Below are 11,095 nucleotides of genomic sequence, written 5' to 3'. Positions count from 1 at the left end.
CCCGCCGCGCCGTCGGCCCCGGTGAAGCCGGCCCTGACGAAGCCGGCCCCGGCGAAGCCCGACCTGCCGCCGCCGGTGCTGCCCCCGCCGCTGCCGGACCCGCCGCCCGTCGCGGGGAGCTGGGGCGCCGGGCGGCCGTACGACCCGGCCGGTGCCCGGCCCGCCGCCCTCGCGTGGCTCACCGGCGCCGACTGGCGCCCGGCCCTGCGGGCGGTCGTCGCACCGACCGCCGTCCTGCTGCTGGCCGCGCTGATCGCCGCCGTCCCGGAGAGCGCCTACTACTCCGGCGCCCTCGACGCGCCGTCGTTCGGCAAGCGCCTCGGCAGCTCGCTGGCGATGGCGCTGGGCGCGCTCGGCGCGCCGTACCGGCTGGGCTTCGAAACCTCCGGGGGCGGCAGTTCCTCGGTGTTCCGCGCCCTGCCGATGACCGTCACCGCGCTCTGGCTGTTCACGCTCTGGCTCGGCCTGCGGGTCGGCGCGCGCCGTCGGCAGCAGCGCACCGGCGAGCAGCAGACCCGTCGGCAGGCAGCCGGCGAGGCCGTGCGCACCGCGGTGGCCGCGGCCGCCGTGACCCTGCTGCTCGGCCTGGTCGGCGGTGCGCAGTGGCACCCCGGCGGCGCCCGCTTCGGCCTGGACGCCGCGGCCTCGGCCAGCTTCCTCGGCCGGACCACCTACAGCTCCTCGGCCGGCTGGTGGGAGGCGGTCGCGTGGACGGCCCTGCTGGCCGGCCTGCTCGCCTTCGCGGTGCACGGCACGGACGCGCTGCGCTGGGCGGCCTGGCGCAACCGGGCGGTGCGCGGCTGGGCGGTCGCGGGCCTGGCGGCCGGGCGCGCGCTGACGGTCTCGGTCGCGCTGTCGGCGGCGGCCGGTTTCGTGGTGGTCGCGGTCCGGGTCGACGGCGATCTGACCGGCGCCGCGGTGGCCTTCCTGCCCAACCTCGGTCTGCTGCTGCTCGGGGTGGGCTCCGGGGCGACCTTCCGGGTCAGCAGCTCCACCGCGCCCGGCGGGGCGCCGGACTGGCAGCCGGACCCGCGCGACGTGGACGAGTACTCCTTCTTCGACCCGCACGCCGCGGGGACCGACTGGCGCTGGTCCGCCCTGCTCGCGCTGGTCTCCGCCGCGGTGCTGGGCTGGACGGCGTACCGGCGGCGGCTGGACCGGGCGGACCGGCTCCGGCTGGCGGCCGTGTACGCGGTCGCGCTCAGTCTGCTGATGCTGGTCTCGGGGACGCTGGTGTCCACCGAGTCCGTGCTCGACCCGTTCGGCCGGTCCCGGGAGTCCGGTTTCGAGGACTCGCTGGCCCTGGTGCCGTGGACGCTGCTGGTGGCCAACGCGGTCTGGGCGGCCGTCGGCGCGCTGGCGCTGCCCCCGCTGCTGGCGGCCCGCGACCGGAGGCCGGCGCCGCCGGCGGACCGGGGCCCGGGGGAGCCCGGGGCGGAGTCCGCCGGGGTGACGCCGATGGTGCTGGAGGTGGTCGGCTCGGAGGACGGGCGGCCGCCGGCCCGGCCGGCGCCGGAGGACGACGGCCCGGTGGACCCGAGCGTGTGGAGCCGGCGGCCGTAGCCGGCACCCGGGCCCGGTCGGGGGCCCGGTCGGAAACGGGGGGTCGACCGGAAACAGGGAGCCGGTCGGAAACGGGGAGTCGACCGGAAACGGGAGTCGGCCGGAAACGGACCCCGGACAGGGCAAAGGGCCCCGCGGGGGAACGGGGCCCTTTGTCGCTCAGCACCCGGCGTCAGGGCCGCGCCGGTGCTGGGGTGACGGCGCCGGGGGAGGAGCGCCGTCCGGTCAGTCGGTCGATGGGTCGCGCGTCGCCGCGGCTCCGGCGGGGTGGGCCGGCGCGCGCGGGCGCACAAGGCCGTGGCGGTGGTCCCGGACGCATGCCTGCGTCGAGCCTTCGCTCACGGAGCGTGAGGTGATAATCGTTGCCACCGCGGGTCTCGGCGGCATCGATCGGCACTCCGCAGATGGCGCTCAGGCCATCGGGAGAACCTCTTCCAAGCAGCATCGTGCTGGACGAAGGGCTTGCTCTGCAACCGATTCGGCATGATTCGGTACAGGCCGTTTCCGGCCGGGCCGGTCGTCGGGCCCGGGCCGGGGCGGCCCCGCCGGGTACCGGACGGGGTGGCGGCAGAGTGGCAACGATGATCACGGTGTGTAGTGGCAGCGCTCGGGGCGCACGGAGACGCGCGTAGCGGCGCGGGGACGGGGTCGGGGTGCGCCGGGTGCGGCGGCCGGCACCGGGCGTCCCCGGCGGCCGACCGCCCCACCTCCTTGGTCCAGTCACGGCCGGGTTCGCTGTCCCCTGCTGGCCGGCCGCAGCACCCGCGCACGGTCCCACGGCGCGCCGCTCCCCGGTCTGGCCGGTTCCGCGACGGCGCCACGCGCGCCGGTGGACTGGTTCGAGCTCCACGCGTGGTCCTGCACAGCCGTACGGGGCGCCCTGGCCGGGGCGGGGTGACGCGTCTGGCGGACGCGGCGCGGTCGTACGGTCCGCCCGGAGCAACGAACCGGCCGCCGCGGCGGTCACGGCCGCGGGGGCGGGCAGACGAGTGAAACCGGCCAGCCCGGTAGACTCGACGGCAGACCCCCGCCTGTCGCCCGGCGCCCGCCCTCCGAGGGATGCGCCGCGTGCGGCACCTTTCGTACCGCTGCCGGAAGGCCGTCTGTGTCCTCTGCTACTCCCGTCCAGTCCGCGCCTGAGACCGACACCGTCCTGGTCGTCGACTTCGGTGCCCAGTACGCCCAGCTCATCGCCCGACGGGTGCGTGAGGCCAGGGTCTACAGCGAGATCGTGCCGAGCAGCATGCCGGTCGCCGAGATGCTCGCCAAGAACCCCAAGGCGATCATCCTCTCCGGCGGCCCCTCGTCGGTCTACGAGGACGGCGCCCCGCAGCTGGACCGCGCGATCTTCGAGGCCGGCGTGCCGGTCTTCGGCATGTGCTACGGCTTCCAGCTGATGGCCAAGACGCTCGGCGGCACCGTCGACAACTCCGGTGCCCGGGAGTACGGCCGCACCCCGCTGGTCGTCTCGCGCACCGGCTCGACCCTGTTCGAGGGCGTCCCGGCCCAGCACTCGGTGTGGATGTCGCACGGCGACGCCTGCTCGGCGGCCCCGGAGGGCTTCACCGTCACCGCCTCCACCGACGTGGTGCCGGTCGCGGCCTTCGAGAACGACGAGGCCCGGCTCTACGGCGTCCAGTACCACCCCGAGGTGCTGCACTCGGACCACGGCCAGCAGGTCCTGGAGCACTTCCTGTACCGCGGCGCCGGCCTCGCCCCCACCTGGACCACCGGCAACGTGGTCGAGGAGCAGGTCGCGCTGATCCGCGCCCAGGTCGGCGACAAGCGCGCCATCTGCGGCCTGTCCGGCGGCGTCGACTCGGCGGTCGCGGCCGCCCTGGTCAACAAGGCCATCGGCTCCAAGCTCACCTGCGTCTACGTCGACCACGGTCTGATGCGCAAGGGCGAGACCGAGCAGGTCGAGAAGGACTTCGTCGCCGCCACCGGCGTGCAGCTGAAGGTCGTCGACGCCAAGGAGCGCTTCCTCACCGCGCTGAAGGGCGTCAGCGACCCGGAGGAGAAGCGCAAGATCATCGGCCGGGAGTTCATCCGGGTCTTCGAGCAGGCGCAGGCCGAGATCGTCGCCGAGGCCGGCGAGCACGGTGAGTCGGTCGACTTCCTCGTCCAGGGCACCCTGTACCCGGACGTGGTGGAGTCCGGCGGCGGCACCGGCACCGCCAACATCAAGTCCCACCACAACGTCGGCGGCCTGCCCGAGGACCTGCAGTTCTCGCTGGTCGAGCCGCTGCGCAAGCTGTTCAAGGACGAGGTCCGGATGGTCGGCCAGGAGCTGGGCCTGCCGGAGGAGATCGTCCAGCGCCAGCCGTTCCCGGGCCCGGGCCTGGGCATCCGGATCGTCGGCGAGGTCACCGAGGAGCGGCTGGACCTGCTCCGCGAGGCCGACGCGATCGCCCGCGAGGAGCTGACCGCGGCCGGCCTGGACCGCGAGATCTGGCAGTGCCCGGTGGTCCTGCTCGCGGACGTCCGCAGCGTCGGCGTCCAGGGCGACGGCCGTACCTACGGTCACCCGATCGTGCTGCGCCCGGTGTCCTCCGAGGACGCCATGACCGCCGACTGGTCGCGTCTGCCGTACGACGTGCTCGCCCGCATCTCCACCCGGATCACCAACGAGGTCCCCGACGTCAACCGCGTCGTGCTGGACTGCACCAGCAAGCCGCCGGGCACCATCGAGTGGGAGTGAGCACTCCCCGCCCCGGCCGGTCCTGAACCGGATCTGAACGACCGTGCCGCCGCTCCCGTACCGGGGAGCGGCGGCACGGTCGTTCCGTGTCCACGGGCACCCGGCGGGTGGGCCCTCCCACCGAAAGCGTTCACGACCGGGCAGAATGCGTCCGGACCTGTCAGGCGGTGACGGGCCGGCGAGGAAGGTGTGGGGAATGTCGGAGGCCAGCAGCTCCGTGACGGCCGGGCCGGGTCCGGCCGCCAGCATCGGCGACGGTACGGCCGGACCGCCCCCGGGTGCCGGCGAGGGTTCGGGACCGGCGGGCAGAACCGGGCGGGTCGCCGCCTGGAAGGCAGCCGGCTCGCGGCTCGCGCTGCTGCCGCTGCGGCTCTTCCTCGGGGTCACCTTCGTCTACGCGGCACTCGACAAGCTCTCCGACAGCCACTACCTGGCCGGCGCCGGCGACCCGGCCTCCTTCGTCTCGCAGACCCGCGCCGCCAAGGGCTCCAGCCCGATCTCCTTCCTGCTCGGCCCGGCCCTCGACCACCCCACGCCGTTCGCCCTGCTGGTGGCCTTCGGCGAGCTGGCGGTGGGCCTGGGCACCCTGCTCGGCCTCTGGGGCCGGCTCGCCGCCGCCGGCGGGGCCCTGATCGGCCTCAGCCTCTGGCTCACCGTCAGCTGGAACGTCTCGCCCTACTACCTCGGCAACGACCTCGTCTACCTGATGGCCTGGACGCCGCTGCTGCTGGCCGGCACCCCCTACCTGTCGGTGGACGGCTACCTCGCCCGGCGGTCCGGCCGGGACCGGCTCCGCGGCCTGCACGAGGACCACGTCCGGCGGCGGGCCCTGATGGACGGCGGCATCGCGGCCGTGGCGATGGGCGGGGCCGGGCTGCTCGCCGGCTCGCTGACCGCCACCTTCGGGCGGGACGAGCCAGCCGCGAAGGCGAAGCAGCCCGCGGCCCCGGCGCCGGCCGGCCCGCCCGTCACGGTGGACGCCGCGAGCGTCCCGGTCGGCGGTTCGGCCCAGGTCAAGGACCCGGCCAGCGGTGACGCGGTCTACGTGGTGCAGCCCAAGGCGGGCCAGTACTGCGCGTTCTCCTCGGTCTGCACCCACTCCGGCTGCGCGGTCGACGCGCCGAAGAACGGTCAGCTGTACTGCCCGTGCCACGGCTCCCGGTTCGACGCGGCGACCGGGGCGGTGCTGAACGGGCCGGCCACCAAGCCGCTGCCGAAGTACCGGGTCACCAAGGAGGGCGACAAGCTGCGCCTGGGGCCGCCGGAGAGCTGACGGCCCTCCGAGGGCCGGTCCCGCAAGCATCGGACCTGCGGGGATCGGCTCCGCGGGGACCGCTCCTGCCGGGGTCAGTCCTGCCGGGGCTCCTCCGGCCGGGAGCGGCGGACCGCCGCCGCCACCGCCCCGGCCAGGCCGCCCAGGCCCAGCACGATGAAGGTGACCGGGATGACGATCCGCCCGTTCACCGAGACGTCGTTCACCGCCGCCACCAGGTAGAGCACCGCGATCACGGTGAACAGGCCCCCCGCGATCAGCGAGAAGAGATCGAGCTGGTGCTTCCTCACTTCTGGACCACCTTGATGTTGCCGAGCCCGATCCGCAGCGCGAGGTCGAGCGTTCCCTTGGATGTCTGTCCGTTCGCCGGCAGCACCTGGTAGCTGCGCTTGCCCGGGCCGTCGTCGGGGCCGTCGAGGCCCGGCACCCGGACCTGGCCCAGGCCGACCTCGGCCCGTACGTTCACCGTCACGTCCGGGGGCACCGTCACGGTCAGGTCCCCGGCGCCGAGTTCCACCTCGGTGGCCAGGGTCGCGCCGGCCGGGTCGAGCCCGCCGAGGTCCAGCCGTGCCGAGCCGATCCCCAGCGTGTACTTCGGCTCCAGCTCGACCGCCGTGACGGCCGTCCAGGAGCGCTCGCCGAGCAGGTTCTGCGCCGAGACCGAGGACTGGCCGATCGCGGTCAGCGCGACCGTCAGCAGCACACCCGGGACCACCAGCCGGCGGGCCCGGCCGAACTTGGCGCCGAGCAGCAGGGTCAGACCGATCACCAGCAGCGCCGTCGCCAGCACAGTGCCGGCCGCCACGGCCGTCCCGCCGTCCGCCGAGGCGGACCAGACCGCGCTGGCCGCGCCCACCGCCAGCAGCAGGCCGATCAGGCCGAGCGGGGAGCGCTCGCGCCGGTGCACCACCACGGGCGGGCGCGGCGCGGGCGGCGGGGTCGGGCCGGTCTCCTTGCGCAGCGGGTCGCCCTGCGGCAGGTCGGCCCGCTGCCACCAGGGCCGGGCCGGGGTGCCGTACGGCGGGGCCGGGGTGCCGTACGGCGGCGCGGGCGGGGCCGGCGGGGCCGGTGCCTCCCCGCCGTACGGGTTGCGCTCGGGGTGGCGCGGGTCCCACAGGTAGCCGGTCGGACCGGCGTGCGGGGTGTCGGCGGGGACGGTGCCGGCGGCCCGTTCCCGGGCGTGCCGGGCCCGGGCGTCCGCGTCGTCCTCCTCCGGCGGCCAGCGGTAGCCGCTCGCGGCGGCCCCGGCGTCCGGTCCGGCGTCCGGGAACCAGCGGTCGTACGGGCCGCCGGGCCGGTCGCCCGCGCCGTGGAGGTGCGGGTGCCCGAAGCCGTGGCCGTGGCGGCGGTTGCGCCGGCCCCGGATCCGGCCGCGCCGGCGCTCCGGGTCGTAGCGGACGGCGAGGAACACCATCCCGCCGAGCAGCAGCAGCGGGAACAGCTGGTCGCCGTCGCCCATCGAGGAGAAGAAGACGCCGGTGCCGATCACGGTCAGCAGCACCGCGCCGACCGACTGGCCGTCCACCCGTCCGGTGAGCACCCGCTGGAGCTCGGTGCGGCCCGAGCGCCCGCCGCCCTTGCCGTCCGCGCCGGGCTCGGTCGGCACGATCAGCCAGGCGAGTCCGTAGAGGAAGAGACCGAGACCGCCGGAGAGGCAGAGCACGACCGTGACGACGCGGAACACCACCGGGTCGATGTCCAGGTGCCGGCCGAGACCGCCGCAGACGCCGGCGACCACGCGGTGGCGCTCGGCCCGGGTCAGCGGCGGCCGGTCGGGGGCGGTCCGGGTACCCGGACCGGCCTCGTGGAGCTCCTCGGTGCGGTGGTCTTCGGTCATGCCACCATCCTGGTGGGTGCCGGAGCCGGGCCCAACCGGTCCCGCCCCTGCTCGGACCCTGACTTGTCCCTGAGAAGGGTCAGGGCTTCACCCTGATGCGTGCGGGTCCGCCCGCGTGGAACGATCGGTGCCGTGGCAGCACCCGGTTCCGATCCCCGTCCCCTCGCCCCCGAGCCCGCGTCGGCCGGGGGTGCCGACCCGTCCGTGCCCGGCGACGGGAAGCCGCCGTACCGCCGGCTGTACCGCAGCCCGCAGGGGCGGATGCTCGGCGGCGTCGCGCACGGACTGGCCGTGCACCTCGGACTGCCCGTCAGCTGGGTGCGGATCGCCTTCGTGGTGCTGTTCTTCGCCCAGGGGCTCGGCGGGCTGCTGTACGCGGCCTTCTGGTTCGTGGTGCCGATCGGCATCGGTGAGCCGGCCCGGCGCGGCGGCGGCCCGCACTGGCTGTACGTCAACGGCACCTTCGTCCCGGTGGGTGCCGGGACGGTGGGCGGCGGGGAGCTGAGCAAGGGCGGCGGCCGGCGCGGCGGGGAGCCGGACGAGGACGGCGGCCGGCGTGGCGGCTGGATCGGCCGGATGCGCGAGGTCCTGCAGCACACCTTGCGCGGCGAGCCCGTCGAGCTGGGCGAGGGGCCGGCGGCCGCGGCGCCCGGCACCCCGTCCGCCGGTACGGGTACGGGCACCGGCGCGGGCCAGCGGCAGGGCGGTCTCGGCCAGCTGGCCGCCCTGGTGATGCTGGTGATCGGCGTGATCGCGCTGCTCAACGCGCTCAATGTGCAGACCGCCAAGCCGTACACCTGGCCGCTGCTGGCGATCGGCGTCGGCGTGGCGCTGGTCTGGCGGCAGGCCGACGACTCGCGCTGGCAGCGCTGGTTCGGCCTGGAGGAGGGCGAGAAGCGGCGCGGCGCCTTCACCCGGGTCGGCGCGGGCGTGCTGCTGGTGGTGGCCGGCATCATCGCCTTCCTCGCCACCCAGGGCAGCGGCTCGACCATCGGCTCGGTGGTCGAGGCCTCGCTGGCGGTGCTCGCGGGTGTGCTGGTGCTGGTGGGCCCGTACGCGCTGCGGATGTGGCAGGACCTCGGCGCCGAGCGCACCGCCCGCATCCGGGCCCAGGAGCGCGCCGAGATCGCCGCCCATGTGCACGACTCGGTGCTGCACACGCTGACCCTGATCCAGCGCCGGGCCGAGGACCCCAAGGAGGTGCTGCGGCTCGCCCGGGCCCAGGAGCGCGAACTTCGGCTGTGGCTCTACCGCCCCGAGGCGGTCGCCGAGGCGGCGCCGGACACCATGGCGGAGAGCCTGCGGGCGGTGGTCGCCGAGGTCGAGGACCGGCACGGCGTCCCGGTCGAGGTGGTGGTCGTCGGCGACTGCCCGATGGACGACCGGATCGCGGCCCAGATGCAGGCCGCGAGGGAGGCGACCGTCAACGCGGCCAAGTACGGTGGCGGGGGACCGGTCCAGGTCTACGCCGAGGTCGAGGGGAGGACCGTGATGGTGTTCGTCCGCGACCACGGACCCGGCTTCGACCCGGACACGGTGCCGGAGGACCGGATGGGCGTACGCGAGTCGATCCTCGGCCGGATGAAGCGCAACGGCGGCACCGCACGGGTGCGGCCCGCGCCGGACGGCGGGACCGAGGTCGAGCTGGAGATGGAGAGGGCCAATGACTGAGGCAGCGCCGGAGCGCCGAGCGAGGGTCGTCCTGGTGGACGACCACCGGATGTTCCGGACGGGGGTGAGGGCCGAGATCGGGCGCACCGAGACGACCGGCATCGATGTGGTGGGCGAGGCCGACGACGTGGAGTCCGCGGTCCGGGTGGTGGCCGAGACGCGGCCCGACGTGGTGCTGCTGGACGTCCACCTGCCCGGCGGCGGCGGGGTCGAGGTGCTGCGCCGCTCGGCCGGGCTGATGGGCGAGCAGGGGGGCGTGAAGTTCCTGGCGCTCTCCGTGTCGGACGCGGCCGAGGACGTGATCGGCGTGATCCGCGGCGGGGCGCGTGGCTACGTGACCAAGACGATCACCGGGACCGACCTGGTCAACGCGATCTTCCGGATCGGCGACGGCGACGCGGTCTTCTCGCCGCGGCTGGCCGGCTTCGTGCTGGACGCCTTCGCGGCGACCGACACCCCGCCGGTGGACGAGGACCTGGACCGGCTCACCCAGCGCGAGCGCGAGGTGCTGCGGCTGATCGCCCGGGGCTACGCCTACAAGGAGATCGCCAAGCAGCTGTTCATCTCGGTGAAGACGGTGGAGAGCCACGTCTCGGCGGTGCTGCGCAAGCTCCAGCTGAGCAACCGGCACGAGCTGACCCGCTGGGCGACCGCCCGCCGGCTGGTCTGACCGCTCCCGTTCCGGCCGTCGGCGGCCTGCACGGCCCGGCCCGCACCGCCCGCTCCGCCCGGTCCTGTCAAGGGCCGGGCGGGGTTGTCGGTGGGTGGCCATAGACTCGTCATTGCCATGAATAGCCTCTTTGACGACCTCCCGCTCCCCGGTTTCGAGGCCCCTGCCGCCGGGTCGAAGCAGCCCGCGCCGCCGATCGACGAGGAGCCGCCGCCGTACGAGGACGACGTCCCGTACGACGCCTTCGAGGAGGCGATCCCCGAGGGGCTGTTCCACACCGACCACGCCGCCCAGGCCGAGCGGGACGCGTTCTACCGCAACGGCGCCGCCCGCCCGGTGATCGACCCGGCGGCGCTGCTGGAGGGCATGAACGACCCGCAGCGCGAGGCCGTGCTGCACGCCGGCTCGCCGCTGCTGATCGTGGCCGGCGCCGGCTCCGGCAAGACCAGGGTGCTCACCCACCGGATCGCCCACCTGCTCGGCGCCCGCGGCGTGCAGCCCGGCGAGATCCTGGCGATCACCTTCACCAACAAGGCGGCCGGCGAGATGCGCGAGCGCGTCGAGCAGCTGGTCGGCCCGCGCGCCCGGGCGATGTGGGTGTCCACCTTCCACAGCGCCTGCGTGCGGATCCTGCGCCGCGAGTCCAAGCTGCTCGGCTTCACCTCGTCGTTCTCGATCTACGACTCGGCCGACTCGCAGCGGCTGATGGCCCTGGTCTGCCGCGACCTCGACCTGGATCCGAAGCAGTACCCGCCGAAGTCCTTCACCTCGAAGGTCAGCAACCTCAAGAACGAGCTGATCGACGAGGAGACCTACGCCGACCAGGCCGCCAACCCGATGGAGAAGAAGCTCGCCGAGGCGTACTTCCTCTACCAGCGGCGGCTGCGCGAGGCCAACGCGCTCGACTTCGACGACATCATCATGACGACGGTGAACCTGCTCCAGGCCTTCCCCGACGTCGCGGAGCACTACCGGCGGCGGTTCCGGCACATCCTGGTCGACGAGTACCAGGACACCAACCACGCCCAGTACATGCTGGTCCGGGAGCTGAGCGGCGGCGCGGTCGCCGCCGCGCCGAAGCGCACCGTCGACGGCGACCTCGTCGACCCGGCGGCCGGCCGGCTCGCCGAGGTGCCGGCCGCCGAGCTGTGCGTGGTCGGTGACGCGGACCAGTCGATCTACGCCTTCCGCGGCGCGACGATCCGCAACATCCTCCAGTTCGAGGAGGACTACCCGAACGCCACCACGATCCTGCTGGAGCAGAACTACCGCTCCACCCAGACCATCCTGAGCGCGGCCAACGCCGTCATCGAGCGCAACGCCAACCGGCGCGCGAAGAAGCTCTGGACGGCCGGCGACGACGGCGAGAAGGTGGTCGGC

Annotated in this window: 7 protein-coding genes and 2 pseudogenes; 7 read left to right on the top strand and 2 right to left on the bottom strand. The window is 74.7% G+C overall.

Going from position 1 to position 11,095, the window contains the following annotated elements; translation table 11 throughout:
* The 4 genes and pseudogenes from VR45_RS01085 to VR45_RS48215 form a co-directional block, all read left to right on the top strand.
* Positions 1-1,563 (top strand): annotated as a pseudogene (locus tag VR45_RS01085) (hypothetical protein); the annotation flags it as partial.
* 1,105 nt (positions 1,564-2,668) lie between these two features.
* Complete coding sequence (gene guaA, locus VR45_RS01080) at positions 2,669-4,264, top strand: glutamine-hydrolyzing GMP synthase (protein ID WP_045937776.1); 1,596 nt, start codon at positions 2,669-2,671, stop codon at positions 4,262-4,264.
* 247 nt (positions 4,265-4,511) lie between these two features.
* Positions 4,512-5,039, top strand: a pseudogene (locus tag VR45_RS48220) (DoxX family membrane protein); the annotation flags it as partial.
* 57 nt (positions 5,040-5,096) lie between these two features.
* On the top strand, positions 5,097-5,537 hold the full coding sequence (locus tag VR45_RS48215) for a Rieske (2Fe-2S) protein (RefSeq protein ID WP_353612650.1): 441 nt from the start codon (positions 5,097-5,099) through the stop codon (positions 5,535-5,537).
* A 74-nt stretch (positions 5,538-5,611) separates the two neighbouring features.
* Here VR45_RS48215 and VR45_RS01070 read toward each other — a convergent pair whose 3' ends face one another.
* Positions 5,612-5,827, bottom strand: a complete 216-nt coding sequence (locus VR45_RS01070) for a hypothetical protein (RefSeq protein ID WP_045937775.1) — start codon at positions 5,825-5,827, stop codon at positions 5,612-5,614.
* Positions 5,824-7,374: a PspC domain-containing protein gene (locus VR45_RS01065; RefSeq protein WP_045937774.1), complete on the bottom strand. Its 1,551-nt coding sequence runs from the start codon at positions 7,372-7,374 to the stop codon at positions 5,824-5,826. The genes VR45_RS01070 and VR45_RS01065 overlap by 4 nt, the downstream gene beginning before the upstream one ends.
* Positions 7,375-7,635: 261 nt before the next feature.
* On the opposite strand from VR45_RS01065, the gene VR45_RS01060 reads away from it, so the two are divergent.
* The 3 genes from VR45_RS01060 to VR45_RS01050 all read left to right on the top strand — a co-directional run.
* Positions 7,636-9,045 (top strand): ATP-binding protein, encoded by a 1,410-nt coding sequence (locus VR45_RS01060; RefSeq protein WP_053649185.1) that lies wholly within the window; start codon positions 7,636-7,638, stop codon positions 9,043-9,045.
* Complete coding sequence (locus VR45_RS01055) at positions 9,038-9,715, top strand: response regulator transcription factor (RefSeq protein ID WP_045937772.1); 678 nt, start codon at positions 9,038-9,040, stop codon at positions 9,713-9,715. Before VR45_RS01060 ends, VR45_RS01055 begins: the two co-directional genes overlap by 8 nt.
* Positions 9,716-9,832: 117 nt before the next feature.
* Positions 9,833-11,095: UvrD-helicase domain-containing protein (locus VR45_RS01050; protein WP_045937771.1), on the top strand; the 1,263-nt coding region annotated here is incomplete at its 3' end.

Origin of the sequence: Streptomyces sp. NRRL S-495, assembly GCF_000966955.1 — a bacterium.
GTDB classification, from domain to species: Bacteria; Actinomycetota; Actinomycetes; order Streptomycetales; family Streptomycetaceae; genus Kitasatospora; species Kitasatospora purpeofusca.
Note: the sequence above shows the minus strand (reverse complement) of the source record. Positions and strands in the feature narration are given on the sequence as shown.

What these genes read in the sequence shown, in the direction of transcription:
- VR45_RS48215 (WP_353612650.1), top strand. Translation starts at nt 5,097, where the DNA reads ATGGACGGCGGCATCGCGGCCGTGGCGATGGGCGGGGCCGGGCTGCTC.
- VR45_RS01065 (WP_045937774.1), bottom strand. Translation starts at nt 7,374, where the DNA reads ATGACCGAAGACCACCGCACCGAGGAGCTCCACGAGGCCGGTCCGGGT.
- VR45_RS01060 (WP_053649185.1), top strand. Translation starts at nt 7,636, where the DNA reads ATGCTCGGCGGCGTCGCGCACGGACTGGCCGTGCACCTCGGACTGCCC.
- VR45_RS01055 (WP_045937772.1), top strand. Translation starts at nt 9,038, where the DNA reads ATGACTGAGGCAGCGCCGGAGCGCCGAGCGAGGGTCGTCCTGGTGGAC.